The sequence below is a fragment of the Anoxybacillus sp. ST4 genome (assembly GCF_019448545.1).
GTDB classification, from domain to species: domain Bacteria; phylum Bacillota; class Bacilli; order Bacillales; family Anoxybacillaceae; genus Anoxybacillus; species Anoxybacillus pushchinoensis.
On the sequence record NZ_JAHZOE010000016.1, the window covers coordinates 17,085 to 43,138 of the forward strand.

Consider the following 26,054-nt stretch of genomic DNA (forward strand, 5'->3'; position numbering starts at 1 on the left):
CCCTCTCCCCTTTCTTTAACTCGGATCAAGCCGGTAAGACAACAACTCAAATTCCTCTGTATACGTGAATGTGCCGTACATAATGCCCGTGCCTTTCACGACATAGTCAATAATATGGTAATCGCCTGGCGCCATCGGCAACGTCGATATATGTTCAATTGGATGCCAAGCGAGTTCTCCTTCCTCACATTGTAATACGTTTTCCCCTTCAAAATGTTCCGCAAAAAACGTAAACATCATCCATTCCGAAACGACTTCTTCCCCTCGTTTCATTACAAACGTGAATACCCCTTTTAATTGTGGATTTTTAATGTATAAACCTGTTTCCTCGCGATATTCACGAATACACGCTTCTCGTATAGATTCTCCTTGCTCCATTTTCCCCCCTGGCGCGACCCACCAACCACGCCGCGGCTTTTTTAACAAGAGAATGCGTCCATCTTTCACTAATACACAGTTCGTTACTCGTTGCAACGTCCGTTCACCTCAAATAACAATAATAAAGATGTTTTTTTCATTATACTATTTCTTACAAACGGTCACAAAGTATAAATTTTGAAACGTTTTCACGTCCATCACAAAAAGAAAGCACGGGACGAGAGCCCGTGCCAACGAGTATATATAAAAAGGGGGTCAATTACTTACTTTTATCATACTCTTTTATTGTTTCAAGCGTGTTACAGTTCAATTAAAGCAACATTACGTTTTCATTACTGAATGTTAAGCTTTTCCTTTAATTCTTCCACGTAATGTTGCGCACTTTGCGCTGCAATGCTTCCGTCGCCTGTTGCTGTAACAATTTGACGGAGCGACTTTTCACGAACATCCCCTGCCGCGAAAATGCCAGGCACTTTCGTTTCCATCCGTTCATTCGTTTCAATATAGCCGTTCTCGTTTGTAATGCCTAACGAAGCAAACGGTTTTGTTAAAGGCACCATACCGATGTAAATAAACACGCCGTCACACGGAAACTCGCGCTCTTCTCCTGTTTGCGTATGAACGAGCGTTACGCTGCCCACACGACCGTCTTTTTCGTGAATTTGTTTCACCGTATGATTCCAAATGAAATCAATTTTTTCATTCGCAAATGCGCGCTGCTGTAAAATTTTTTGTGCGCGCAGCTGATCGCGACGGTGGACGATCGTCACTTTACTTGCAAAGCGCGTCAAATATACACCTTCTTCAACAGCCGAATCTCCACCGCCAACGACGACAAGCTCTTTTCCTTTAAAAAAGGCTCCGTCACATACGGCACAGTATGAAACGCCACGTCCCCCTAATTCTTTTTCGCCAGGCACGCCAAGTTTTTTGTACTCTGCCCCCGTCGCAATGATGATCGCACGAGCTTTATATTGTTGGTTGCTCGTCACAACCGTTTTATATTGTTCGCCGTCAATCACTTCTTTTACATCACCGTATGCGTATTCAGCACCAAACTTTTTCGCATGCTCGAACATTTTTGACGCCAATTCCGGTCCAAGAATATGATCATATCCCGGATAATTTTCCACCTCTTCTGTATTGGCCATTTGACCACCGGGAACGCCACGCTCTAACATGAGCGTTGACAAGTTCGCACGCGATGTATATACCGCCGCCGTCATTCCTGCGGGCCCAGCACCGATAATAATTACGTCATACACTTTTTCTTGTGACACGTCTTCTCCACCCTTTCTGCATGAACAAATCTTCATTTTATCTTTTCCATATGTCTATCGTAATACAACTGAAGAAAGGGCGTCTATTAACTTGCTCATGTGTACCACTGTTGTTTAATGATTTTCGCATACTTTCCAACCGTTGTTACTGACACCCCGTAACGTTCTCCAAGCATGCGCTGCGTCACACGCTCACCACGATGTTTACGAAACATATATTCAAATGCCGCTGCCCATGCCTCGTGATTCGAAAATGAATCGATTTCCCTCATCGCCTCAACAAAAAAAGAAAACCAAGCAATATATAAAGCCTCGTATTCAAAACCGTTATGTTGAACAAGTAACGTGACGATGCGGTGCGCATCTACCATAGGCTTTTGGCGTTGATTTCCATATACATAATCGCTCCACTGCTGTAAAAATGGATGAGACCACGATTGCTTCGGAAACGGACAATCGTCTGCTGCAAACGATTTGCTGATTAAATATAACGCATAAAATGAAGAACCTATATCTTGCTTTTCAAATAGCGATTGAATATGCTCAATCGTCTGTTCACGATACCGCCAAGGCTCGCTTCCTTTTTTATCTGGATGAAGCGCAATTAATTTTTGCCACATCGTCTCCGCTAACGAACGATACCCCATATGATACGCTGCATACGCATACCAATAATAAAATGGGGCATCGCCTTCAAAGCCGCGGCGTTGTAGCTGACGCAACCATTGAAAAGCTAAGTCATAGCGCCCAACAATCGCGAACGTAACACCGAGCTTATATCGATGCTCAAATGAAATAGGATGCACATTTTGCAGCAACTGAGTGAGTGAGAAAAGCCGTCCATGCTCTTGTAAATAATAAGAAAACACCGCATCGTTACAAAGCGCATGCAAATTGCCTGGATTTTGTTTTAAAATATATTCAATCGTTTGTCTCGCTTTTCCGATATTCCCTTGATAAAAATAGGCAAGCGCTAAATTGTTGTACGCAGCCCAATTTTCTGGATGTTGCTCAATCATTTCTTCAAATAAGGCGATCGCTTCTTGAAACTCCCCTTTTTCAAGCAATGTGCGCGCCTGTTCTTGTTTCATTAACATATCATCATAATTGAGCCATTCTTCATCTTCTTGCTCAATCGTTAAAATATCTAATAAATCAAGCGTATACTCCGCAAATTCCCCATCAGGCTCACATTCCATATATCGCTCAGCATATTTCATCGCCTCGCCGAACAATCCTAAATGAGCATAGTTGTTGGCTAAAAAATAAAAACACTCCGTTAACTGATCGTCACGCTCAACGACGCGCAATAACCATTCGTTCGATTGCGCATATTCCCCCAATTCTGACAATACAATCGCCAATTGACACGCGAACGCGCTCTGCTCTGGTTCAAGTTGCACCGCACGTTGCAAATACGCTTTCGCTTTATGCAAATCACGTCGGCGATAATATGTTAAACCTTTATTAAAAAAGTACGTACCGTCTTGAATAAACGGAATCACTTTCCCGACACGTTTTTGCAAATGTTTTTCCATCGAACCCTCCATGTTGATTTCATTCACCGAAAGACAGTATACCACATTTTCGCTTCAGAACAACATGGATGGAAAAAAAAGCATTAACGATGGCGCTCGGCTAATACGGAAAGAACATCATCGAGCGACACGCGCTGCTCGCGCAACAAAACGAGCAAATGATACAATAAATCTGCCGCTTCCCATCGCAGTTCTTCTTTTGAACGGTTTTTAGCTGCGATAATGACTTCAGCCGCTTCTTCCCCAACCTTTTTAGCGATTTTGTCGATTCCTTTGTCAAATAAATATGTCGTATACGATCCTTCAGGACGTTTCGCTTCCCGTTCCGCAATAACCGACTCTAGCACATTTAAAATCGCAAAACGATCACGTTTAGTCGCAGGCTTTTCATCGCTTAAGCGGCGGTGAAAACAAGAGTATTCTCCCGTATGGCACGCTGGCCCGTGCGGTTCAACGAGAACAAGAAGGGCATCGGCGTCACAGTCGTAGCGAATATCAACAACTGTTTGTACATTTCCAGACGTTTCACCTTTATGCCAAAGCTGCTGGCGAGAGCGGCTATAAAACCATGTTTCCTTCGTTTCCAACGTTTTTTGCAACGATTGCTCGTTCATATACGCTAACGTTAATACTTCTTTACTATGTGCATCTTGTACGATCGCCGGTACAAGCCCTTGCCCATTAAAACGAATGTGTTCGATGTTCATCGCACATTTACCCCCTGTTCACGTACGTACTGTTTCACTTGTTGCACGGACGTTTCTTGATAATGAAAAATCGAAGCAGCTAACGCAGCGTCTGCTCGGGCAATTTGAAACACGTCGACAAAATGTTGGGCGCACCCTGCCCCTCCAGATGCAATGACAGGGACCGATACCGCCTCGCTTACTCGCTTAGTAAGCTCTATGTCAAACCCGTCTTTTCCTCCATCGCGATCCATACTTGTCAACAAAATTTCCCCCGCGCCGCGCCTCACAACTTCTTTCGCCCATGCGACAACTTCCCATTCTGTTGGACGCCGTCCACCGTGCGTATACACGCGCCAAGAACGAAGCTCCGGGTCGTATTTAGCATCGATCGCCACAACGATACATTGCGTACCAAAAAATTGTGCCCCTTCGTTAATGAGGTCTGGACGGAGGACGGCAGATGTGTTAATCGATACTTTGTCTGCTCCCGAACGTAAAATCGCTTTCATATCCTCCACCGTTTGAATGCCGCCCCCTACTGTAAAAGGGATGGCAAGCTGTGCTGCTACACGCTTGACGACATCGACCATCGTTTTTCGTCCTTCGTGAGAGGCGGAAATGTCTAAAAATACAAGCTCGTCCGCTCCTTGTTCATCGTATGCGCGCGCAAGCTCTACCGGATCACCTGCATCGCGCAACGAAACGAATTGCACCCCTTTAACTACACGGCCGTCTTTTACATCTAAACAAGGAATAATGCGCTTCGTAATCATTCCTCCACCGCCTTTAACGCCTCAGCAACTGTAAACTGCTCTGTATATAGCGCCTTGCCAACAATTGCACCCGCGACCCCTTCTCGTTCCCATCGTTTTAAAGCGCGCAAATCATCGAGTGACCGTATGCCACCAGAAGCGATGACCCGCTTGTTCGTCGCTTGAGCAAGCCGGACGACCGCCTCAACATTCGGCCCCGACAACATTCCGTCCGTAGCAATATCAGTAAAAATAAACATCTCCGCCCCTGCTTCTGCAAGTTGTTTTCCAAGTTCAACCGCTTCGATTGTTGACGTATGCGTCCATCCTTCCGTTGCCACAAATCCATTTTTCGCATCAATCCCGATGACAATTTGTTCACCGTACGTACGAAGCATCGCTTTCACAAACGAAGGATTCGAGATGGCGGCACTCCCTAAAATGACGCGCGCCACTCCTTTTTCTAAGTAATACGCCACATCTTCTTCCGTGCGAATGCCTCCACCAACTTGAACGCTCACCCCAAGCGTCTTTGCTACTTCAACGACGAATGTATCATTCACTCGTCTACCTTCCTTCGCCCCATCTAAATCGACCATATGAATCCATGTCGCACCTTGTGAAACGAACGAACGAGCCATTTCAACTGGGGAATGACCGTATACCGTTTCTCGATTGTAATCTCCTTGTATAAGGCGAACGCACTTCCCACCGCGCATATCGATAGCCGGATAAATAGTAAACATTAGCTTTTCTTCCTTTCTACGATTCTCGCATAGTTTTGCAATAGACGCATGCCGAGTTCGCCGCTTTTTTCCGGATGAAATTGCATGCCGAATATGTTGCCCCGTCCAACAATCGCAGGAACAGTTACATCATATTGTGCGCTAGCTAGTACAACTGTTGGATCGCTCGTTTGCACGTAATAGGAATGAACAAAATATACGTGCCCTCGCCCAACATCATCAAAAAGCGGAGATGGTTGATGAAAAACGAGCTCATTCCATCCCATATGTGGTACTTTATATCGTTCTCCCTCTTTCGTCACACCGCTAAAACGAACGACGCGACCTGGAAGTAATTGTAATCCGGACGTCGAACCGTTTTCTTCGCTTTCTTCAAACAATAGTTGCATCCCTAAACAAATGCCGAGAAGCGGTTTTCCTTCTGCCACTTGTTCACGGATAAACGAATGTAGCTTCGTTTCGGTTAAAATGTGCATCGCATCTTTAAACGAACCGACCCCCGGTAAAATGAAACCATCAGCTTGACGCAACGCTTGTTGCTCATGTTCAACGATATACGGTACATTGAGCCGTTCTAACGCTTTACTGACGCTATACAAATTTCCCATGCCGTAATCAATGATGCCGATCATTTATAACATTCCTTTCGTTGACGGTACCGATTTCACACGCGGATCGATCATCGTTGCCTCATCGAGCGCACGAGCGAGCGCTTTAAATACCGCTTCAATCATATGATGCGTATTCCGTCCGTAATGAACGATGACATGCACATTCATTCGTGCTTCTAACGCAAGTTTCCATAAAAATTCATGCACTAACTCTACGTCAAACGACCCGACTTTTTGACTTGGAAATTCACCACGAAACTCAAGATGCGGGCGATTGCTCACATCAATGACGACTTGCGCTAACGCATCATCCATCGGGACGAAGGCGTTTCCATATCGCTTTATCCCTTTTTTATCACCGAGCGCTTCTCGAATCGCTTGCCCTAAACAAATGCCGATATCTTCTGTCGTATGATGATCGTCAATGTGGGTATCTCCTTTCGCACGAACAGACAAATTAAAATGTCCATGCTTTGTAAATAAGTCAAGCATATGAGTTAAAAACGGCACCCCTGTTTCCAACTCTGCTTTTCCTTCCCCATCAACCGCAAACGTAAGCTCAATTTGCGTTTCATTTGTCACTCGTTTCACCGTTGCTGTCCGCATCATTTTTCACCCCTTTTTAACCGTTCCTCTACTGCTCTTGCGTGCGCCTCTAGCCCTTCCAGTCGCGCAAATGTAGCAATTTTTTCCGCATGTTGTCGCCATGCCTGTTCGCTATAAAAGACGACGCTTGATTTTTTCATAAACGCCTCAACTGTTAACCCAGATGAAAAACGGGCAGTTCCATTTGTCGGCAACACGTGATTTGTGCCTGCAAAATAATCTCCAACCGGTTCGGAACTGTACGGTCCTAGAAAAATCGCACCGGCATGTCGGATGGCGCTTAACATTTCAAACGGTTCCGCTGTCATAATTTCTAAATGTTCTGGCGCTAATTCGTTCACGACATCAATGGCTTGTTTCATCGTATCCGTTACATAAATGACGCCATATTCATCAATCGCTTTTTGTGCGATCGTTTTTCTAGGAAGAGTAGCAAGTTGTTTTTCGACTTCTTCCTCTACTTTTAAAGCAAGCGATAAAGACGGTGTAACAAATATGCTGACCGCTCGCTCATCATGTTCCGCCTGCGATAATAAATCAGCGGCAATTTCGTTTGGCTTCGCTGTTTCATCGGCGAGCACAACAATTTCGCTTGGTCCTGCAATCATATCAATGTCGACTTGACCGAACACTTCCCTTTTGGCAAGCGCAACGTAAATGTTGCCAGGACCAAATATTTTATCGACTGGCTCAATCGTTTCTGTACCGTATGCTAAAGCGGCGATCGCTTGCGCCCCACCAACTTTATATATTTCTTGCACGCCGAGTTCACACGCTGCTACGAGCACGGCAGCTGGCAACGTTCCGCGCTCGTTCGGCGGAGAAACGATGACAATACGTTTCACTCCAGCTACTTGCGCCGGGATGACATTCATCAACACCGATGACGGATAAGCTGCTGTGCCGCCGGGAACATATAAACCGACCGCATCAAGCGGTGTCACTTTTTGTCCGAGAATCGTTCCGTCTTCACGTGTCATAAACCATGACGTTGCGCGTTGCCGCTCGTGATATTCGCGAATGTTTTGTGCCGCTTCGCGAATAATATGCACGATGTGTTCGTCGACTAGCCAATATGCTTCTTCAATTTCTTCTTGCGTAACAGCAAGCGTATCGAGACATATGCCATCAAACATTTCCGTATATTTTTTTAACGCCGCGTCTCCGTTATTGCGCACATCCTCAATCACGCGCTTCACCGCTTGTCTTTGCTCTTCTGTACCGCTTTCAATCGTCCGTCGAAGCGAAACCGTCCCTGTTACACGTTCAATTCTCATTGTTTCTCCCCTCTCTCAATCGCATCGGTTAACCGATCGACCATTTGTTCAATTGCACGATCTTGCATGCGATAACTCACTGGATTAACAATAAAGCGCGATGTGACATGAACAATGCGTTCTAATTCCACAAGTCCATTTTCTTTTAGCGTTCGCCCTGTCGAAACAATATCAACGATGCGCTCAGCTAAGCCGATGAGCGGGGCTAGCTCAACAGATCCATTTAATTTAATAATCTCTACTTGTTCGCCTTGCTCGCGAAAATATGTGGAGGCGATGTGAGGATATTTTGTTGCGACTCTTGGAGCGACCGGGTGGACGCGCGTATTCGGCAATCCTGCCACCGCCAAATAACAAGGGCTAATGCGCAAATCTAATATTTCATACACATCACGTTCTTCTTCAAGAAGCACATCTTTGCCCGCAATGCCAACATCAGCAACGCCATGTTCAACATATGTGACGACGTCCATCGGCTTCGCTAAAATGAAGCGAAGCTGTTCATTTGGCACATCAATCATGAGCTTGCGTGAATGCTCTAAGTCATCAGGGATGTCATAACCCGCTTGTTTTAATAAGAAAAGCGCCTCTGAAAAAATGCGCCCTTTAGGCATCGCAACGGTCAACATGATCGTTCATCCTTTCCGTGTTTCCCTAGTACGTACACAACATCGTCAAATGCGGCAGTAAATTGATCCATATCCCGAACACCTGCCACTTGTTGCAAAACAACTTTTTCTCCTCTTTGTCTCATTTCTTTCGCTTTTGCATACGCCTCTGCAAAACGTTCTTGGCTAAACATAATACACGTCGTTTTTCCTTGTTGTTGTTTTTCACCGAGCGCCTCCATTAGCCGATCTAATCGGACGCTAAACCCTGTCGCAGGGGACGGACGATGAAATTTAGCGAGCAATTCATCGTATCGACCGCCGTTGCCGAGTAAAAACCCGACGTTTTCTGCATACACTTCAAAAAGCACACCCGTGTAATAGCTCATATGGCTCACTAAGCTCATATCGAGTTTCACCATATCGGCAACGCCATATTGTTTCACATGCTCGCATAACTGCTTTAGTTCATCGAGGGCGCGATGTTCTTCTTCTGTCATCGCGAATGCTTTTGCTTCTGCCACGGCTTCCTCACCGCCGCGCAATGTTAAAAGACGTAAAAGACGGTCGCGGTCGATCGAAGAAAGCGGCAACGATTTCACGTGTTCACGATAACCGACATAGTTTTTTTCGTACAAAAAACGGCGCAACGTTTCCACCCGTTGTTCATGGCGTAAAATATCGAAAAACAATGCATCGACGTAACCAATGTGGCCGATCGTTACTGTAAAATGGCGTAATCCTGCGCGCTGTAAAGCAAAAATCATTAAGCTGATCACTTCCGCATCAGCATACGTCGTGCCGTCGCCGATATATTCGACACCTACTTGCTCAAACTCTGCGGGGCGTCCTCCTTCTCGATGCTGAGCGCGAAAAACATTTGCCGCATACGCTAAACGAAGCGGACAACCTTCCTCATATAGCTTCGAGGCTGCTAAACGAGCGATCGGGGCCGTCATATCGGGACGTAAAACGAGCGTATGCCCTTCACGATCAAGCAATTTAAATAGTTGCTGATCTAAAATGGCGGAGGCAGAACCGACCGTTTCATCGTATTCTAACGTAGGGGTTTCAATAAACGAATATCCCCACGTTTCGATTTCTTCCATCATCGCTTCACGCAACCCACGTTTAATTTGATATACGTCCGGTAATGTATCACGCATGCCAAGCGGCTTCTCAAACATAAATACTCTCATCGTTTGTCCCGTCCTTCTTTTTACTTTAGTTCGCTAATATATTAGCAAATTAAAGATTGTTATTTGTAGTTTACTCCCCGTTTTTCATTTCGTCAACTACAAACTCATTCGATTTTTTTCGACGTGATTCCTTTTTTAATTGATAAAAAAAACGCCTTAGCGTTCGCTAAGACGAATAATTTGCATCGGATTGCCGCCAACAAATGCGCCAGCTGGCACATCGCGGTGCACAAGCGTACCTGCAGCAACAACAGCACCATCACCGATCGTGACCCCCGGCAAAATGGTTGTATTCGCCCCGATCATCACATCATCGCCAATGATCACATCTCCAAGCCGATACTCATTTACTAAATATTCATGCGCTAAAATGGTCGTATTGTAACCAATGATCGTGTTGTTGCCAATGCGAATTTTTTCCGGAAACAAAATATCAGGCATGACCATAAACGCAAGCGCCGTATGTTCGCCGATGTCCATGCGTAAAAACGTGCGATATAGCCAATTTTTCAAAGGAAAAAACGGCGTATAGCGTCCGATCAAAATAACGATGACGTTTTTTAACACCTTCCAGAACGAAACGGTTCGATATACTTGCCATAACGAGTTCGTTCCTTTTACATCATAGCGTGTCGTCCGTCTCAACGCGATGCCACCCCTAAAATGCTCAATAAATCGCTCATTTTTTCGAGCATCATATCTGGTTCATATGTCGCCAAATGTTCGCGGCCTTTAATCGTCCAAGCCACTCCTGCTGTTTTTGTTCCCGCATGTTTCCCTGCTAAAATATCGTGGTGATTATCCCCCACCATTAACGTTTCCTCTGGCTTTGCCCGTAAACAAGCAAGCGCTTTTTCGATCGGTTCAGGATGCGGCTTCGCATGCTCAACATCATCGAGCGTAACGATGCATTCGAAAAACGAATCTAGCTTCGTTAACTTTAAGCCCATATTGACTGTATGACGAATTTTCGTCGTTACAATGCCGAGCTTGAATCCGTGTTCATGTAGCGTTCGTACCGTATCATATACCGTTTCATATTCTTTCACTAACGCATCGTGATGGGCATGATTAAACGCTCGATACGTCTCAATCATTTCATCGGCACGCTCCGGATCAATCGCCTCAAACGTATCGCGGAGCGGCGGTCCGATAAAAGCGAGCACATCTTCACGCGTATATTGATTCGGATAGTAACGGTTGAGCGTATGTAAAAATGATTCAATAATTAAATCGTTCGTATTAATGAGCGTTCCGTCTAAGTCAAATAAAATCGTGTTAATATTCATACGTCGCTTCCTTTCTTTTTCGTTGTTCCATTCGATTCCAAATAAAACTTAACGTAGCTGTAAGCAAAATTGCCGTTGTTAGCCGAATGACTAAAAGCGGCCATACTGGAATGCCAAGCGGCACAAATAACAACGTATCTTCTACAACCGCATGACAAGCAACTAAAAATAAAAATGTTAACGTTAAATCTTTTTTCGACACACCGTCTTCCTTTACCGCTTGAATCATGACTCCCGCGCCGTAAGCAAGACCGAACAACAAGCCGGCCGCCATCGTAAGCGACGCATTGTCGCGAATGCCAAGCATTCGTGTAAATGGAGACAACCATGTAGAAAACGTATCTAGCCACTTTAATTCTTTTAACACTTGAATAGCGATCATAAGCGGAATAATAATGAGCGCTAACTGACCAATACCATATATCGCCTTTTCAATCCCTGTCCAAACGATTTCTCCCCACGTATGCGGCGTTGTCGAAGATTGCGGCATAAAGCCGTACTTCGCCATTTGTTCTCCGCCATCCCATAACACGTGAATAAGCCAAGCGGACGTAAACGCTAAACCGACGCGCACAGCAACCGTCCACCATACACGAACGCCTACTTGGGCGGCAACAGCCGACTCAACAAGCATATTGTGTGAAAATGACAGCATAACAGCTAAAATAAATACTTCTTTCACCGTCAAATCCATCGTTAACATCGCACCAATGCCCGCATACAAATTTAAAAAATTGCCAAGCACGAGCACGAGAGCGGCATCGCCCGGCAACCCGATCCAACGCATCATCGGCGTCAACATGCTTGTCACCCATGGCAAAACGGGGGAATATTGTAAAAGTGTCACTATGACCGTAATCGGAAAAATGACTTTTCCGAGCGTCCATGTCGTTTTTAATCCAACAAACAAACCCCTTTGGAGCAAGTCGCTCACCCTTTCGACTTAGTCGTTATACCGCTCATTTGCCAAACCCTTCATGCGCCGCACGATGATCAAGCCAACAGCAAACAAAAGAAGCAAAAGCGAAATAAACTGCGCCATACGAATCGTTTCCGTCAACATTAAACTATCTGTGCGCAATCCTTCGATGAAAAAGCGTCCGATCGAATACCAAATAACATACGTTAAAAACAGCTCACCACGTCGTATATTTCGTCTCCTTAATGCAAGCAAAACGAGGAAACCAAGTACATTCCATATTGATTCATATAAAAATGTCGGATGATAGTACTGCCCTTGTATGTACATTTGGTTAATGATCCAATCTGGCAAATGTAAACTTTCTAAAAATGCGCGCGATACAGGTCCACCGTGCGCTTCTTGGTTCATAAAATTCCCCCAACGTCCAATCGCCTGCCCTAAAATAATGCTTGGCGCTGCAATATCGGCTAGTTTCCAAAACGACAGCCCTCGTTTTTTAGCGAACACAACACCTGTTGCGATCGCACCAATTAGACCGCCATGAATGGCCAAGCCGCCGTTCCAAATTTGCGGAATTTCACCTATATGTTTGGAATAGTAGTCCCATTGAAAAATAACGTAATACGCACGTGCACATAAAATGGCAATCGGCACAGCAATTAACACAAGATCAACAAATGTTTCTTTTTGAATACCGAGCCGCTCGCTTTCTTTTGTTGCCAACCAAAGTCCAAGCAATACACCCGTCGCAATAATGATGCCGTACCAGTAAATTGTAATTGGGCCAAGCTGGAAAAAAACGCGATCAAGCGGTTGGATATGTAAAAGCATGTTTCTTCATCCTCTCATTCATAATCGTGTTCCGCATCGCCAATTGCATCCGCTAACCGCGCAGAAAATTCTTCTGCTGCGTTGACCCCCATGCGCTTCAAACGGAAGTTCATCGCTGCCACCTCGATAATGACCGCTAAATTTCGCCCTGGACGAACTGGAACCGTCAACTTCGTCACTTCCGTATCAATAATTTTTACTTTTTCCTCTTCAAGCCCGAGACGATCGTATTGTTTATTCGGATCCCATAGTTCTAAGTCGATTACGAGCGAAATGCGTTTATGCGGGCGAACTGCACCTGCGCCGAACAACGTCATGACATTAATAATTCCAAGTCCCCGAATTTCAAGCAAATGTTCAATGAGCTCGGGGGCGCTACCGATGAGCAAGTTTTCATCTTCTTGTCGAATTTCGACACAATCATCGGCGACGAGACGATGTCCGCGCTTTACAAGTTCAAGTGCCGTCTCACTTTTTCCGACCCCGCTTTTTCCTGTAATTAATACCCCGACGCCGTACACATCAACAAGCACCCCGTGCACAGCTGTCGTCGGCGCGAGCTTGCTTTCTAAATAGTTTGTCAGTCGGCTAGCTAGCCGCGTCGTTTTCATCGGCGAGCGCATAACAGGTACTTCTTTTTTCTCAGAAGCTTCAATTAACTCTTTTGGCACATCTAATCCACGCGAAACGATGATCGCTGGGGTAATATCCGTACATAGCTTTTCCATGCGCAATCGCTTTTCAACAGGAGTTAATCGTTCAAAAAAAGATAGTTCCGTCATCCCGAGCAACTGCACACGTTCAGCTGGGTAATATGCAAAATAACCGGCCATTTCAATGCCCGGACGGGATAAGTCGCTCGTTGTAATCGGGCGATGAATCCCTTCTGCTCCACTTACGAGCTCAAACTGAAACTCATCAATTAAGTCTTTTGTTCTCACTTTTGGCATGCAAACCCCTCCTTTTCCCTTTTTCCATTGTAACACTTTCACTTGAACTACCGCTAGGCTAAAGCCATAGCGGATTCCTACGAACACCGAAAGTTTTTTCGGTTATTTAGTAGGCGATCCCCACAGTTCCTGCGGTTAAGAAGCCTAATCGCTTCGTTTTTAATATTGATACTTGCGTTCACATCTCGGTCGTGATGAGTATGGCACACAGGACATTCCCATTCACGCAAAGCAAGATGTTTCACGTCTTTGTTTTGATAGCCACAGCACGAACAAAGCTGACTGGATGGAAAGTTTTTTGCTACGGTTACGATCTGTTTCCCATACCATCTAGCTTTGTATTCGATCATGGCTTTAAACGTTGACCAAGATACTTCTTGAATCGCTTTTGCAAGGTTGTGATTTTTTAGCATATGGCTTACAGACAAATCTTCCATCCCGATGATGTCGTGGTTTTTGACAATCTCGGTGGAAATTTTGTGCAAGTAATCATGTCGTGCATTTGTCATTTTTTCGTGCAATCGTGCAACTTTTATTCGTTGCTTATTCCAATTCGAGCCACCTTTTTTTCGTCTGGAAAGAATGCGTTGTGCTTTTGCTAGTTGTTCTTCTAGCTTACGAAGCCATTTCGGGTTGGCGTACTTTGTTCCATTAGAAAGAACGGCAAATTCCTTCAACCCAACATCAATACCAACGGCTGAACCCGTTTTAGGCAACGCTTGCACGTCAGTTTCAACCAAAATGGATACAAAGTATTTCCCGCTCGGATTTCGTCTAATCGTGGCAGACAAGATACGCCCCTCTACTTCACGACTTTTCGCCAAACGAACAAGACCAAGTTTAGGTAGCTTGATGTGTTGATCTAGCACAGCAATATTTCCATTTGTATGCTTAGTTGTATACGATTGCACAGCATTCTTTTTAGACTTAAAGCGCGGTTTGTCGTTTTGCTTTTTAAAAAAGCGATCGTACGCATCATCTAGATGTTTGAGTGAAGATTGAAGTGCGATGCTATCCACTTCTTTTAACCAAACGAATTGTTTCTTTAATTGCGTTAATTGAGAAGAACAAGTTTTATACGTGAGTCCCTTGCCCGTTTGCTTGTAAGCATCCTCCCATTTCGCTAAAAAATAGTTGAATACAAAACGCGAGCAACCGAATGTTTTCGCGATTAATACTTCTTGTTCTTTATTTGGATAGATGCGAAATTTGTATGCTTTGTTGACCAACATTGACTTCACCTCCTTTATAGTATATACTTATTATACATCAAGTGTATTGTATCAAGTATATTGGGGAGGTAGCAGACAAATGGAACGCATTGCAAAATTAATTAAGTTCCCTGCTGATTTGGTAGCAGAAATAGAAAAGTATCAAAAAGAAAATTACATTTCAAGTTTTGCAGGTGCGGTTTATGAACTGATCCGTAAAGGCTTGAAAAAGCAATGAAATACATCCATACATTGAAACACAAGGCCGCTAGGGCTTACATCCCCTAGCCTAAAGGCATAGGGGTTTTACGCCCAATCATATAAAAACGCTCCGCGTACGAAGCAGAACGTTTTACTTTTCTTTTTTAAGCGAATCAATGACAACATGAAAGAGCGAAATAGCGAGCGACGCAAATAGCGCCGTACTAAAACTACCAATTTGAAATGAGCTTCCCATCAACCATGCCGTCAGCGCTAACGTCATCGCATTAACGACAAATAAAAATAAACCGAATGTCAACACAGTAACCGGGAGCGTCAGCAAAATAAGAAGCGGTTTCACGAACGTATTTAATAAAGACAAAAGGAAGCTCGCTAGAAACGCAGCTCCAATCCCGGATAAATAAATCGACTCAAAATACCCTGCAAGCGCCAACAATAAAACAGCGTTGACAGCTATATGTGCTAGCCATCTCATAGGACATTCTCCTCATTCGGGATAATAAACACGGCAAGCGCATATAACATAGCAAATGGCATGACGCCAGTAATAAGCAATAATGCAACGAACAACAATCGAACAACGGTTGCGTCCATATTCATATAAGCCGCTAATCCGCTTAACACGCCCGCAACCATTCGATCACGACGAAGCCTGACAAGCTTTTTCATTCATACATCCCTCCCGATTCTTGCAATACTTGAATTCCTCTAATAATATTCCAAATGATCACAACGACATGCACGACGCCTCCGATCATCACTCCGATAAATGGTAGACCGAGCCATCCGTCCACTCCGATGATAACAAAAAATAAAAACAGTCCACCTGTAACGAGCACAATCGCAATTGGAATGAGATGAGATAAAAACGATTTTTTCGCATGCATTTTTACCCGTTCATGCTTCGCAACGAAATAAACGATAATCGGAAATAAAAACGGAGCAAAAAATACGCTAAAATAACATAACGACGCGAGTAATTTATTTCCTTCCATTTACAATTCCTCCTTTTTTCCTTTACTCATACATACGTTTCATCACAAGGAAAGTTTCGTACAAAAAAACCGAGCGCATTATACGCTCGGTATACGCTGGCGCATGCGTTCGCGATCACGCGCTAAAATAGGTTGTAAATATCGCCCGGTATATGATTGCTCGATTTGAGCGACTTCCTCTGGCGTCCCCGTGGCAACGATTTGTCCGCCGCCATCGCCGCCTTCTGGACCAAGATCAATAATATAGTCGGCTGTTTTAATGACATCTAAATTATGCTCGATAACAAGCACTGTATCCCCTTGTTCCACAAGCCGTTGTAGCACGTGTAATAAACGGGCAATATCATCAACATGCAAGCCTGTTGTCGGTTCGTCTAAAATGTATAACGTCCTTCCTGTCGAACGACGATGCAATTCGGACGCTAATTTCACCCGCTGCGCTTCACCCCCGGAGAGCGTTGTAGCCGGTTGGCCGAGCTGCATATAACCGAGGCCGACATCGTATAACGTTTGCAATTTCCGTTTAATTTTCGGGATGTTTTCAAAAAACGCGAGCGCTTCTTCTACTGTCATATCAAGCACTTCGGCGATATTTTTATCTTTATATTTTACCTCTAGCGTTTCGCGATTGTATCGCTTGCCGTGGCATACTTCACACGGCACATAGACATCAGGTAAAAAGTGCATTTCGATCTTTATAATCCCGTCGCCACGACACGCTTCACAACGACCGCCTTTTACATTGAAACTAAACCGCCCTTTTTGATACCCGCGCATTTTCGCTTCGTTCGTCGTCGCAAATAAATCGCGAATGTCATCAAACACGCCCGTATATGTCGCAGGGTTTGAGCGCGGTGTGCGACCGATTGGTGATTGATCGATATCAATTACTTTATCTAAATAATGAATACCGTAAATGTCTGTATGTTCTCCCGGTTTCACTTTCGCATGATGCAACTTTTGCGCTAACGCTTTATGCAAAATTTCATTAATGAGCGTACTTTTTCCCGAACCCGATACGCCCGTCACCGCCACGAACAATCCGAGCGGAATGCGGACATCGACGTTTTTTAAGTTGTTTTCTCGTGCACCAATGACTTCCAGCCAACGACCGTCTGGCTTTCTTCGTTCGAGCGGAAGGGGGATAAATTTTTTTCCTGATAAATATTGGCCGGTTAACGACTGCGGGTCGTTCATCACTTGTTCAGGCGTGCCTGCAGCGACGACTTGTCCGCCGTGCGCCCCCGCTCCTGGCCCGATATCAATTAAATAATCTGCCGCAAGCATCGTATCTTCATCGTGTTCCACAACGATGAGCGTATTCCCTAAATCACGCATGCTTTGTAACGTCGCAATAAGCCGGTCGTTATCGCGCTGATGCAACCCGATCGACGGCTCATCTAACACGTATAACACCCCTGTTAGCCGCGAGCCGATTTGCGTTGCGAGCCGGATGCGCTGCGCCTCTCCACCTGAAAGCGTCCCTGCCGCTCGGTTTAACGTTAAATAATCGAGCCCGACATTTTTTAAAAAGCCGAGACGCTCAACAATTTCACGCAAAATTAAATGAGCGATTTTTTGTTCCTTTTCCGTCAATTGAAGCGTTTCAAAAAACGTGAGTGCTTCATTGACCGACATCGCCGTCATTTCTCCAATATGCTTGCCGCCTATAAAAACAGCCAAACTTTCTTTTTTCAAACGGTTGCCATCACACGCCGGACACGGTTGTTCGGTCATATATTTTTCCATTTGTTCGCGCACATAATCCGATGTCGTTTCGCGATAACGGCGTTCGACATTGCGCACGACACCTTCAAACTCCACATACGTTTCGCGCACATGGCCGAAGTCGTTTTCATAGCGAAAATATATTTTCTCACCGTTCGATCCATACAATAAAAGATCGAGCTGTTGTTTTGGCAACTGTTTCACAGGCACGTCCATATCAATGCCGTAATGACGACATACCGCTTCTAACAGCTGCGGATAATATTGCGAGCTTTGTGGTTCCCACGGCGCGAGCGCGTGTTCACGAAGCGTCAACTCTTGATTTGGAATAACTAAGTCAAGATCGACTTCAAGCTTCGACCCGAGCCCGTCACACGATGGACATGCCCCGTACGGACTATTAAACGAGAAGATGCGCGGCTCTAATTCACCGATAGAAAAACCACAATGCGGGCAAGCATGATGTTCACTAAACAATAGCTCTTCTTGTCCGACGACGTCGACGAGCACTTTTCCTTCCGCGAGCTTTAACGCCGTCTCGAGCGAGTCGGCAAGACGCGACTGAATGCCCTCTTTCATCATGATGCGGTCAACAACGACTTCAATTGAATGCTTTTTATTTTTTTCAAGGGAGATGTCTTCAGATACATCGCGCAATTCCCCGTCGATGCGCACGCGTACATATCCTTGCTTTTTTATTTCTTCTAACGTTTTGACGTGCGTCCCTTTCCTTCCCGAAACGATCGGAGCTAATATTTGCATTTTCGTCCGCTCCGGATACTGCATTAATCGATCAACCATTTGCTCAACCGTTTGCGATGTAATTTCAATGCCATGCGTCGGACAAATCGGACGTCCGATACGCGCAAACAATAAGCGCAAATAATCGTAAATTTCCGTTACCGTTCCGACCGTTGAACGCGGATTGCGGCTCGTCGTTTTTTGATCAATCGAAATGGCGGGTGACAGCCCTTCAATCGAATCGACATCAGGCTTATCCATTTGCCCTAGAAATTGCCGAGCGTATGCCGATAACGATTCGACATATCGCCGTTGCCCTTCCGCGTAAATGGTGTCAAACGCAAGCGATGATTTTCCCGAGCCCGATAAGCCGGTAAGCACAACGAGCTTATTGCGCGGAATGACGACATCAATATTTTTTAAATTGTGTGCACGCGCTCCTTTGACGATAATGTGATCCATACGCTACACCTCAGCTTTCAGTTCTAAAATGAGATCGCGCAATTGTGCTGCACGTTCGAAATGAAGAGCTTTCGCCGCCTCTTTCATTTCTTGTTCAAGTTGGGCAATGAGCGCAAGACGTTCTTCTTTTGATAAATGACGAACATCTTTCGTTTCGTACGTTTCTTTTTCTTCCGCAGCAAACGTAGCGCGAATAACGTCTGGAACGTCTTTTTGAATCGTTTTCGGCACGATACCATGCTCGCGATTATATGCTTCTTGAATGGCGCGGCGCCGCTTCGTTTCATTGATCGCAATTTCCATTGATTTCGTGATCGTATCAGCATACATAATGACATGCCCGTTCGCATTGCGCGCCGCCCGTCCAATCGTTTGAATGAGTGAACGTTCAGAGCGTAAAAATCCTTCTTTATCGGCATCTAAAATAGCAACGAGCGATACTTCTGGAATATCAAGCCCTTCACGCAATAAGTTAATGCCGACAAGCACATCGTATTTGCCTAATCGTAAATCGCGAATAATTTCAATTCGCTCTAACGTTTTAATTTCGGAATGCAAGTAAGCAACTTGAATGCCAATATCTTTTAAATAATCGGTTAAGTCTTCCGCCATCTTTTTCGTCAATGTCGTCACAAGCGTCCGTTCTTTGCGAGCGATGCGCTTTTGAATTTCATCAACTAAGTCGTCTATTTGCCCTGCGATCGGTCGCACATCAATCGTCGGATCTAACAACCCTGTCGGACGAATAATTTGCTCGACAACTTGCGGACAATGTTCAAGTTCATACGGACCGGGCGTCGCTGATACGTAAATGATTTGATTCACCTTTTGCTCAAATTCTGCAAACGTGAGCGGGCGGTTATCGAGCGCCGACGGCAAGCGAAAACCGTGTTCGACAAGCACTTCTTTTCGCGCTTTATCCCCGTTATACATGCCGCGAATTTGCGGCAGCGTCACATGCGATTCGTCAATCACAATTAAAAAGTCGTCAGGAAAATAATCTAACAACGTATAAGGGGTCGAACCGGGCGGACGCAACGTCAAATGACGCGAGTAGTTTTCGATGCCCGAACAAAATCCCATCTCTTTCATCATTTCAATATCGTAGCGCGTCCGCTGTTCGAGTCGTTGCGCTTCCAACAATTTTCCTTGTTCACGCAGCTCGCGAAGCCGCTCTTCTAATTCTTTTTCAATGTTTTCGATCGCTATATTCATTTTTTCTTCGCGCGTAACGAAGTGCGATGCCGGGAAAATCGCCACATGCTCCCTCTCTGCCATCACATGCCCCGTCAACGCGTCGACTTCGCGAATGCGTTCAATTTCATCGCCAAAAAACTCAATGCGAATGCAATGCTCATCGCGTGAAGCTGGAAAAATTTCAACAACATCCCCGCGCACACGAAACGTTCCGCGCCGAAAATCAATATCGTTTCGCTCGTATTGAATATCAACAAGCCGCCGCAATAAATAATCGCGCTCGATTTCCATTCCGACGCGAAGGGAGACGACTAGTTCGCGATATTCTTCCGGAGAACCTAAACCATAAATGCACGACACGCTTGCGATAATAATGACATCGCGCCGTTCAAATAACGCAGACGTTGCGGAATGGCGCAATTTATCGATCTCATCGTTAATGCTCGCATCTTTTTCAATGTACGTATCCGTTTGCGGCACGTACGCTTCCGGCTGATAATAATCATAATAGCTCACAAAATATTCGACCGCATTATGCGGGAAAAACTGTTTAAACTCGCTATACAACTGCCCTGCCAACGTTTTATTATGCGCAATGACTAACGTCGGTTTATTCACTTGTTGAATGACGTTTGAAATCGTAAATGTTTTTCCTGTTCCTGTTGCTCCGAGCAACGTTTGATGTTTTTTGCCTTGTTGAATGCCTGCAACGAGTTCGGCAATCGCTTTTGGCTGATCGCCGCGCGGCTCATAAGCGGATACTAATTGAAATGTGTCCACAATCGTCCCTCCACTTCATTTCTATTTTCATTGTACCATATTCACGAATCGAAAAGCGAAAAATACGAACAAATATTCTATGAAAAAACCTGCCCATATGGACAGGTTTACGACTGTTTTTGCTTTTCTACCATGCGTTTAGCATATAAAAATCCGACGATGAGCGACGCTACATCAGCAACAATTTCATACAATTGATCCGTATATCCTTTCACATACGATGCTACGAGCAACGCGACAGTAAGCAACGTTCCGACATAATGGTTATACGTCACCCGCGTAAATAAAATAACTAGCAACGCCGGTACAATTAACGCTAACAAAAACCACATACTATCCCTCATCTCTTACGAATAACAGTCCAAGTTCATGATGTTCGCCTTCAAATAAAGCCGATTGCGCAAAGCGAACTTCTCCGCTCTCGTTTAATACCTCTAGCTTACAAAATGCACGATTATGTTGCAATGCTGCATAAAATTCATCTTCCGTCACGACCGGTATACCGTTTACCTTCACAATTACTTCTCCGACCGAAAGCGCCATTTTATGTGCTGGCGTATCCGGCAACACGCCTAAAATGACAAGCCCATTCGCTCGTTTTGTAAAATACGGAGGCCGCTTTTGTTCATACAATTTCGCTGATAAAGCAATCCATTCCCTCCATAAAATAGCGACAACTGCAACAACGATCGCTAGCGGCTCCCACCAGTAGCTAGCAATCGCTAGCAAACTAACAACCGTGGCGAGCCAACCGATGCGCTTTGCGGTCCATTTCGCTATATGAGTAGGCATGCTCGTTTGCACGCGTTGAGAAAAGCCAAGTAAAAACGGCACGAGAACAAATGAATACGCATCACCGCCTGAAATCATTGGCCACCACGCTGCAAACGGCGTCACTCCCTCCCCTGGAACAGGAATAATAAAAGGTACGAGCCAAAGACGTTGCATCATTTGTTCACCGATGACGAGTCCCCGCTTACTCGTTACAAGCCGCGGCGAGCTAAGCTCTGCTCCTTCGCGGTGAACGAGCCACATTTCGATAAACAAAAGCAACCCGATTAAAAGCGCGACGGCGGTCACATTTGTTTCCGTCATCTGAGGGAAAAAATGATCAAAAAATGGCTTCGCCCACTCCATTTGCGCAAAAAAACTAACAGTAAATATGACGATGCTCCCGACATATGCAGCCGATAAAAGCCGGAGCTGCATCATAAAGCTGCATACGATCGTCACAATCGCCCAAAAAACGAGCGTATCGTTCGGAATGACAAGTCCAACGCCAACGGTTACAATTGAAAAAACAACCGCAAACCAACTGCGTGAGCGAACGATAGCACGTAGCTCACGAGAAGAACGATAGACGCGCGTATGAAAATCGCGCCGCTCGCGTTGCACACGGCGCCAGCCGATAAACGAAGCAAATATGATCGCATAATATAACAACGGTTGCAGCCAAAACGTTCCGAATACTTTCAACCATTCTAGTCCCCATAATTCCATTTCCATCATCTCCATTTTTTCCGATCGTCTATTTTGTATTGTAACAAATTTCAAGCATTTATGGTTGACGAAAATTCACTTTCTTTGCCGAATGAGCACTAGTTTTGTCAAGGAAAAAGGAATTTGAAACGAAGTGTCTAACTGTTTTCTCATATAAGATGAGAAGGAGCGTGGAACGATGGAGCTAAAAACGAGCACAGTCGCTAAACGGCTTGGCGTATCGACAAAAACGGTGCAACGGTGGGTAAAAAAGTATAACATTCCATGCAAAAAAAACGAGGCAGGACATTATGTGTTTACGAACGAAGCGGTCGAACAACTAGAAAAATATAAGTTTCTCGGCATAGAGGAAGAAGAGAAGGAACATGTCGATTGGGAAGAGGTAGAACAACGTCTCGATGAGCTCGAACGAAAAGTTGAACAAAAAGCAGATGACGTCGTCTCGTTTCAACTATTGCAACATCGGCGAGAAATGGAAGAAATGCTTCAACATATTCAACAGCTTGAGCGGCGCATCGCCGAACTGGAACAACAACAAGCAGAACTTCCCGTCGAAAAGCCGACGAAACAAAAGCGCCGTGGGATTATTAGTCTGTTCATATAAAACGCGCCCCCTGCCTCAGAAGAGACAGGGGGCGATGTTTATTTTGCGATCATTTGTAACGCTTGCTTTAATTGCTCGTCGTATCGCTCGTCGCGAACAGCTTCCATCACTTTTGTTTGCAACACATTGGCCGTTTGCTTATCAATTTTTCCTGTGACCGGCAAGCTATTGGCTTGTTGGAATGCTTGCACAGCTTGTTCAGTTTGTTTGCTGAAATAGCCGTCTTCACGCCCCGGATTAAAGCCGAGCCCGTTTAACATTTGTTGTGCACTTTTAATTTGTTCATTGTTCATATCGTACGCCAGCGGCTTGTCAATTTGCAACGGATGAGCGTAGAAAAAGTCAGGCTGCTTCACTTTCACATCTGGTTCAATGCCCTTTTGATGAATCCAATTTCCGTTTGGTGTGAGCCATTTATATAACGTTAATTTAATATGGCTGCCGTCATCCATCGGTAACGCTTGTTGAACCGTTCCTTTTCCAAACGTTTTTTCACCGACGAGCGGATAGCCGCCCGCTTCTTTTAACGCTGCGGCTAAAATTTCTGATGCCGAGGCGCTTCCGTTATCAATAAGCACAACAATTGGATAATCTTTTTTCTTCGTTATATTGGAGAAGAAACGTTGTTTATCGCCATCACGTTCTTCAATTTGTACGTACGGTTTATCTTTCGGAACAAGATCTTTCAAAATATCTTCCACACTTTGCAAATACCCTCCCGGATTGCCGCGCACGTCGATAATGAGCCCTGTGATCCCATTGTTTTCAAAGTCGGATATCTTCTTTTTAAAATCTTCCGCCGTTTTTTCCGCAAACGACGTAATTTCAATATAGCCGATTCGTTTGCCGTTCACTTCCTTTATGGACGCGTATACCGTTTCGATCGGAATTTCATCACGAACGACTTCAATTGTCAATACACCGTTTACGCCAGGGCGAATAATTTCCAAGCGAGCAACCGTTCCTTTTTTGCCGCGAATTTTTAAGACGGCTTCATACAAATCAAGCCCCTCTAAACTTTCCCCATTCACTTTAATAATTTGGTCATTTGGACGAAGCCCAGCTTTTTCCGCAGGCGATCCTTTAAATGGGGCGACAATCGTTACTTTGCCGTCAACCATGCTCACTTCCGCCCCGATTCCTTCAAAAGAAGAATCTAGCGATTCGTTAAATCGCTCTGCCGTTTCTTTATCCATATAAACGGAGTACGGATCTTTTAACGTCGCAATCATTCCTTGAATAGCGCCATCGATAAGCTGTTGGTCATCAACGTTTTGAACGTATTTTTGTTTAATCATGCTGTATGCTTGTTCGATTTTTTTCAGTTCCTCATTCGACGGCTTTTCCGTTGTCGTCGGCATATCGATTGTAATCGTTGACGTTTGCGAAGAGAGCGACTGCATGCCGACATACGTCACACCCGAGCCGAACAACATCGATAAAGCCATAAGTGCTGCGATTGTTTTTTTGTTCATGTTTTGCCTCCTCACCCTTCGATACATGAAAGGCATCACACCGTGTGCGATGCCCATTTGTTTTCATTATATGAATAGCTTGTACCGTTCATAACTACTTGAAGATGTATTTATTTTACACCGAACGTACAACTTTCTCAACCAATACGTAAAAGCACAGCTCATTCGCTGTGCTTACCGTTAAAACGGAATATATTTTAATGGGTCGACTGCGTTAGACTTTGATGCATTCCAAGGTCCGCGATGCAATTCAAAATGTAAGTGCGCGCCAAATGAGCGACCTGTATTGCCCATATAGCCGATCATTTGCCCTTTACTCACGTTTTGTCCTTCACCAACAAGGCGGGACTCAAGATGGGCATATACTGTCGTGTACACTTGTCCATCAATATAGTGCATGATAAAAATGACGTTTCCGTAACTTGAGGAATAGTATGAGCGGTAAACATAACCGTCAGCTGCCGCAACGACAGGCACACTAGCCCCGCGTTTTCCAATGTCGATTCCGTAGTGGAATTCACCCCACCGCGGTCCAAATGTTGATGTAATTGGACCGTTTGCTGGACGCATGAATGCACCGTTCGACACAGGAGGCAAACTGCCACCGCTCTCTGACGATGATCCGCGGCTTGATAATGCTCGTTTCCGTGCTTCTTCCTGTTCTTTTTGGCGACGAATCATCTCTTGCAATTGGTTTTTCATAGCTGCTTCTTGCTTCTCAAGCAACTCTTTTTCTTCCTCTAAAGCGAGTTGCTTTTCCTCTTCGTGCTTTTGCTGCTCTTTCAATTGCGCCATCAGTTTTTCTTTCGCCGCAATTTGTTCGTTTAACGTTTGTTTTAACTTTTGTAGCTCATTTAGCTGCTCTTGCAGGCGAACTAAGCTGTCGTTTAGCTCTTCCTCTTTTGCTTCTTTTAACGCTTTATCTGCTTCTTGCTCTTTAATGATTTGACGGTCTGCTTCGAAAATGGTCGCAACCGCGCTCATTCGGTCGATAAAATCGCTGAAACTTTTCGCTCCAAGCAACACGTCCAAATAACTGACAACTCCTCCGCTTTCTTGCAGCGAGCGCGCCCGCTCTTTCAACAACTCATTGCGTTGCTCAATGCGGGCTGTTACTTCCTCGATTTCTTTGCGAAGCGCGATAATTTGCTGTTTCGTTTCTTCAATATTTTGTTGTTTCGCACGAATGTTAGCACTTGTCTCTTCGACAGCTAAATCGAGCTTTTTAATTTCCGCATCGATCTTTTGCTGTTCCGCTTTTAGCCGTTCAATTTCTTGTTGCGACTGTTCAATTTTATTTTCAATCGTTGACTGCTTTTGTTGTACATTTTTTATTTCTTCTTTTTTCTGTTGAATATCACGTTTCGTCACCGCATACGCAGGCGCAGCTACGCTTGAAACAAGCAGCATCACAGCGACAACAATCGTTCCCCATCTTTTTTGCACCGTAAACCCCTCTCTCT

At 44.8% G+C, this 26,054-nt stretch carries 28 protein-coding genes; 2 read left to right on the forward strand and 26 right to left on the reverse strand.

Annotated elements, in window-relative coordinates; all coding sequences use genetic code 11:
* Positions 1 to 15: 15 nt before the first annotated feature.
* From K1I44_RS10525 to tnpB, 17 genes are all read right to left on the reverse strand, one after another.
* Positions 16 to 474, reverse strand: coding sequence for an 8-oxo-dGTP diphosphatase (locus tag K1I44_RS10525; RefSeq protein WP_003397305.1), 459 nt, complete (start codon positions 472 to 474; stop codon positions 16 to 18).
* Positions 475 to 710: 236 nt separating this feature from the next.
* On the reverse strand, positions 711 to 1,658 hold the full coding sequence (trxB, locus tag K1I44_RS10530; protein ID WP_003397307.1) for a thioredoxin-disulfide reductase: 948 nt from the start codon (positions 1,656 to 1,658) through the stop codon (positions 711 to 713).
* Between the two features lie 95 nt (positions 1,659 to 1,753).
* Positions 1,754 to 3,196 (reverse strand): tetratricopeptide repeat protein, encoded by a 1,443-nt coding sequence (locus tag K1I44_RS10535; RefSeq protein WP_219986121.1) that lies wholly within the window; start codon positions 3,194 to 3,196, stop codon positions 1,754 to 1,756.
* A gap of 83 nt (positions 3,197 to 3,279) precedes the next feature.
* Positions 3,280 to 3,903: a bifunctional phosphoribosyl-AMP cyclohydrolase/phosphoribosyl-ATP diphosphatase HisIE gene (gene hisIE / locus K1I44_RS10540; protein ID WP_219986122.1), complete on the reverse strand. Its 624-nt coding sequence runs from the start codon at positions 3,901 to 3,903 to the stop codon at positions 3,280 to 3,282.
* On the reverse strand, positions 3,900 to 4,658 hold the full coding sequence (gene hisF, locus K1I44_RS10545) for an imidazole glycerol phosphate synthase subunit HisF (RefSeq protein WP_003397311.1): 759 nt from the start codon (positions 4,656 to 4,658) through the stop codon (positions 3,900 to 3,902). The genes hisIE and hisF overlap by 4 nt, the downstream gene beginning before the upstream one ends.
* Positions 4,655 to 5,383, reverse strand: a complete 729-nt coding sequence (gene hisA, locus K1I44_RS10550) for a 1-(5-phosphoribosyl)-5-[(5-phosphoribosylamino)methylideneamino]imidazole-4-carboxamide isomerase (RefSeq protein WP_219986123.1) — start codon at positions 5,381 to 5,383, stop codon at positions 4,655 to 4,657. Before hisA ends, hisF begins: the two co-directional genes overlap by 4 nt.
* Positions 5,383 to 6,015, reverse strand: coding sequence for an imidazole glycerol phosphate synthase subunit HisH (gene hisH / locus K1I44_RS10555; RefSeq protein WP_219986124.1), 633 nt, complete (start codon positions 6,013 to 6,015; stop codon positions 5,383 to 5,385). The genes hisA and hisH overlap by 1 nt, the downstream gene beginning before the upstream one ends.
* Complete coding sequence (gene hisB, locus K1I44_RS10560; RefSeq protein ID WP_035045007.1) at positions 6,016 to 6,603, reverse strand: imidazoleglycerol-phosphate dehydratase HisB; 588 nt, start codon at positions 6,601 to 6,603, stop codon at positions 6,016 to 6,018.
* Entirely contained in the window at positions 6,600 to 7,877 is a 1,278-nt protein-coding gene (gene hisD / locus K1I44_RS10565) for a histidinol dehydrogenase (RefSeq protein WP_003397316.1), read from the reverse strand. The genes hisB and hisD overlap by 4 nt, the downstream gene beginning before the upstream one ends.
* A complete protein-coding gene (gene hisG, locus K1I44_RS10570) occupies positions 7,874 to 8,506 on the reverse strand; it encodes an ATP phosphoribosyltransferase (RefSeq protein ID WP_003397317.1) in 633 nt (210 codons plus the stop codon). Before hisG ends, hisD begins: the two co-directional genes overlap by 4 nt.
* The gene (locus K1I44_RS10575; protein WP_219986125.1) at positions 8,500 to 9,684 is read right to left on the reverse strand and encodes an ATP phosphoribosyltransferase regulatory subunit; all 1,185 of its coding nucleotides are present in this window, start codon (positions 9,682 to 9,684) and stop codon (positions 8,500 to 8,502) included. Before K1I44_RS10575 ends, hisG begins: the two co-directional genes overlap by 7 nt.
* 156 nt (positions 9,685 to 9,840) lie before the next feature.
* On the reverse strand, positions 9,841 to 10,329 hold the full coding sequence (locus K1I44_RS10580) for an acyltransferase (RefSeq protein WP_003397319.1): 489 nt from the start codon (positions 10,327 to 10,329) through the stop codon (positions 9,841 to 9,843).
* On the reverse strand, positions 10,326 to 10,973 hold the full coding sequence (gene ppaX / locus K1I44_RS10585; protein WP_003397320.1) for a pyrophosphatase PpaX: 648 nt from the start codon (positions 10,971 to 10,973) through the stop codon (positions 10,326 to 10,328). The genes K1I44_RS10580 and ppaX overlap by 4 nt, the downstream gene beginning before the upstream one ends.
* The gene (locus tag K1I44_RS10590; protein ID WP_219986126.1) at positions 10,963 to 11,898 is read right to left on the reverse strand and encodes a nucleoside recognition domain-containing protein; all 936 of its coding nucleotides are present in this window, start codon (positions 11,896 to 11,898) and stop codon (positions 10,963 to 10,965) included. The genes ppaX and K1I44_RS10590 overlap by 11 nt, the downstream gene beginning before the upstream one ends.
* A gap of 18 nt (positions 11,899 to 11,916) precedes the next feature.
* Positions 11,917 to 12,726: a prolipoprotein diacylglyceryl transferase gene (gene lgt, locus K1I44_RS10595; protein ID WP_219986127.1), complete on the reverse strand. Its 810-nt coding sequence runs from the start codon at positions 12,724 to 12,726 to the stop codon at positions 11,917 to 11,919.
* A 14-nt stretch (positions 12,727 to 12,740) separates the two neighbouring features.
* Positions 12,741 to 13,676 carry an HPr(Ser) kinase/phosphatase gene (gene hprK / locus K1I44_RS10600; RefSeq protein ID WP_003397323.1) on the reverse strand — a complete coding sequence of 312 codons (936 nt, stop codon included), beginning with the start codon at positions 13,674 to 13,676 and terminating at the stop codon, positions 12,741 to 12,743.
* Between the two features lie 77 nt (positions 13,677 to 13,753).
* Positions 13,754 to 14,908: an IS200/IS605 family element RNA-guided endonuclease TnpB gene (gene tnpB, locus K1I44_RS10605; RefSeq protein ID WP_219986128.1), complete on the reverse strand. Its 1,155-nt coding sequence runs from the start codon at positions 14,906 to 14,908 to the stop codon at positions 13,754 to 13,756.
* 79 nt (positions 14,909 to 14,987) lie between these two features.
* Here tnpB and K1I44_RS10610 point away from each other — a divergent pair, with 79 nt between their 5' ends.
* A complete protein-coding gene (locus K1I44_RS10610) occupies positions 14,988 to 15,125 on the forward strand; it encodes a hypothetical protein (RefSeq protein ID WP_003398636.1) in 138 nt (45 codons plus the stop codon).
* Positions 15,126 to 15,239: 114 nt separating this feature from the next.
* Here K1I44_RS10610 and K1I44_RS10615 read toward each other — a convergent pair whose 3' ends face one another.
* The 7 genes from K1I44_RS10615 to K1I44_RS10645 form a co-directional block, all read right to left on the reverse strand.
* Positions 15,240 to 15,584 carry a phage holin family protein gene (locus tag K1I44_RS10615; RefSeq protein ID WP_003397325.1) on the reverse strand — a complete coding sequence of 115 codons (345 nt, stop codon included), beginning with the start codon at positions 15,582 to 15,584 and terminating at the stop codon, positions 15,240 to 15,242.
* Positions 15,581 to 15,778 carry a PspC domain-containing protein gene (locus tag K1I44_RS10620; RefSeq protein WP_003397326.1) on the reverse strand — a complete coding sequence of 66 codons (198 nt, stop codon included), beginning with the start codon at positions 15,776 to 15,778 and terminating at the stop codon, positions 15,581 to 15,583. The genes K1I44_RS10615 and K1I44_RS10620 overlap by 4 nt, the downstream gene beginning before the upstream one ends.
* The gene (locus K1I44_RS10625) at positions 15,775 to 16,104 is read right to left on the reverse strand and encodes a magnetosome magnetite crystal formation protein family (RefSeq protein WP_219986129.1); all 330 of its coding nucleotides are present in this window, start codon (positions 16,102 to 16,104) and stop codon (positions 15,775 to 15,777) included. The genes K1I44_RS10620 and K1I44_RS10625 overlap by 4 nt, the downstream gene beginning before the upstream one ends.
* Before the next feature lie 78 nt (positions 16,105 to 16,182).
* The gene (gene uvrA / locus K1I44_RS10630) at positions 16,183 to 19,035 is read right to left on the reverse strand and encodes an excinuclease ABC subunit UvrA (RefSeq protein WP_219986130.1); all 2,853 of its coding nucleotides are present in this window, start codon (positions 19,033 to 19,035) and stop codon (positions 16,183 to 16,185) included.
* Positions 19,036 to 19,038: 3 nt separating this feature from the next.
* A complete protein-coding gene (gene uvrB, locus K1I44_RS10635) occupies positions 19,039 to 21,012 on the reverse strand; it encodes an excinuclease ABC subunit UvrB (protein WP_003397331.1) in 1,974 nt (657 codons plus the stop codon).
* A gap of 107 nt (positions 21,013 to 21,119) precedes the next feature.
* Complete coding sequence (locus K1I44_RS10640) at positions 21,120 to 21,344, reverse strand: CsbA family protein (protein ID WP_003397333.1); 225 nt, start codon at positions 21,342 to 21,344, stop codon at positions 21,120 to 21,122.
* A gap of 1 nt (position 21,345) precedes the next feature.
* Positions 21,346 to 22,512 carry a PDZ domain-containing protein gene (locus K1I44_RS10645; protein ID WP_219986131.1) on the reverse strand — a complete coding sequence of 389 codons (1,167 nt, stop codon included), beginning with the start codon at positions 22,510 to 22,512 and terminating at the stop codon, positions 21,346 to 21,348.
* Positions 22,513 to 22,690: 178 nt separating this feature from the next.
* On the opposite strand from K1I44_RS10645, the gene K1I44_RS10650 reads away from it, so the two are divergent.
* Positions 22,691 to 23,116: a MerR family transcriptional regulator gene (locus tag K1I44_RS10650; RefSeq protein ID WP_219986132.1), complete on the forward strand. Its 426-nt coding sequence runs from the start codon at positions 22,691 to 22,693 to the stop codon at positions 23,114 to 23,116.
* A 38-nt stretch (positions 23,117 to 23,154) separates the two neighbouring features.
* On the opposite strand, the gene K1I44_RS10655 is transcribed toward K1I44_RS10650, so the two are convergent.
* Entirely contained in the window at positions 23,155 to 24,591 is a 1,437-nt protein-coding gene (locus K1I44_RS10655) for a S41 family peptidase (RefSeq protein ID WP_219986133.1), read from the reverse strand.
* A gap of 180 nt (positions 24,592 to 24,771) precedes the next feature.
* The gene (locus K1I44_RS10660) at positions 24,772 to 26,037 is read right to left on the reverse strand and encodes a murein hydrolase activator EnvC family protein (RefSeq protein WP_219986134.1); all 1,266 of its coding nucleotides are present in this window, start codon (positions 26,035 to 26,037) and stop codon (positions 24,772 to 24,774) included.
* Positions 26,038 to 26,054: the final 17 nt, after the last annotated feature.

Bases quoted from the DNA above. Each gene is read 5' to 3' on its own strand.
- K1I44_RS10625 (WP_219986129.1), bottom strand. From the start codon at position 16,104: ATGGAAGGAAATAAATTACTCGCGTCGTTATGTTATTTTAGCGTATTT.
- K1I44_RS10645 (WP_219986131.1), bottom strand. From the start codon at position 22,512: ATGGAATTATGGGGACTAGAATGGTTGAAAGTATTCGGAACGTTTTGG.
- hisIE (WP_219986122.1), bottom strand. From the start codon at position 3,903: ATGAACATCGAACACATTCGTTTTAATGGGCAAGGGCTTGTACCGGCG.
- K1I44_RS10620 (WP_003397326.1), bottom strand. From the start codon at position 15,778: ATGAAAAAGCTTGTCAGGCTTCGTCGTGATCGAATGGTTGCGGGCGTG.
- hisG (WP_003397317.1), bottom strand. From the start codon at position 8,506: ATGTTGACCGTTGCGATGCCTAAAGGGCGCATTTTTTCAGAGGCGCTT.
- K1I44_RS10640 (WP_003397333.1), bottom strand. From the start codon at position 21,344: ATGTGGTTTTTGTTAGCGTTAATTGTACCGGCGTTGCTAGTTATTTTA.
- tnpB (WP_219986128.1), bottom strand. From the start codon at position 14,908: ATGTTGGTCAACAAAGCATACAAATTTCGCATCTATCCAAATAAAGAA.
- hisF (WP_003397311.1), bottom strand. From the start codon at position 4,658: ATGATTACGAAGCGCATTATTCCTTGTTTAGATGTAAAAGACGGCCGT.
- K1I44_RS10610 (WP_003398636.1), top strand. From the start codon at position 14,988: ATGGAACGCATTGCAAAATTAATTAAGTTCCCTGCTGATTTGGTAGCA.
- hisD (WP_003397316.1), bottom strand. From the start codon at position 7,877: ATGAGAATTGAACGTGTAACAGGGACGGTTTCGCTTCGACGGACGATT.
- hisH (WP_219986124.1), bottom strand. From the start codon at position 6,015: ATGATCGGCATCATTGATTACGGCATGGGAAATTTGTATAGCGTCAGT.
- K1I44_RS10575 (WP_219986125.1), bottom strand. From the start codon at position 9,684: ATGAGAGTATTTATGTTTGAGAAGCCGCTTGGCATGCGTGATACATTA.
- hisA (WP_219986123.1), bottom strand. From the start codon at position 5,383: ATGTTTACTATTTATCCGGCTATCGATATGCGCGGTGGGAAGTGCGTT.
- K1I44_RS10655 (WP_219986133.1), bottom strand. From the start codon at position 24,591: ATGAACAAAAAAACAATCGCAGCACTTATGGCTTTATCGATGTTGTTC.
- K1I44_RS10650 (WP_219986132.1), top strand. From the start codon at position 22,691: ATGGAGCTAAAAACGAGCACAGTCGCTAAACGGCTTGGCGTATCGACA.
- hisB (WP_035045007.1), bottom strand. From the start codon at position 6,603: ATGATGCGGACAGCAACGGTGAAACGAGTGACAAATGAAACGCAAATT.
- K1I44_RS10615 (WP_003397325.1), bottom strand. From the start codon at position 15,584: ATGAGATGGCTAGCACATATAGCTGTCAACGCTGTTTTATTGTTGGCG.
- hprK (WP_003397323.1), bottom strand. From the start codon at position 13,676: ATGCCAAAAGTGAGAACAAAAGACTTAATTGATGAGTTTCAGTTTGAG.
- ppaX (WP_003397320.1), bottom strand. From the start codon at position 10,973: ATGAATATTAACACGATTTTATTTGACTTAGACGGAACGCTCATTAAT.
- lgt (WP_219986127.1), bottom strand. From the start codon at position 12,726: ATGCTTTTACATATCCAACCGCTTGATCGCGTTTTTTTCCAGCTTGGC.
- uvrA (WP_219986130.1), bottom strand. From the start codon at position 19,035: ATGGATCACATTATCGTCAAAGGAGCGCGTGCACACAATTTAAAAAAT.
- K1I44_RS10535 (WP_219986121.1), bottom strand. From the start codon at position 3,196: ATGGAAAAACATTTGCAAAAACGTGTCGGGAAAGTGATTCCGTTTATT.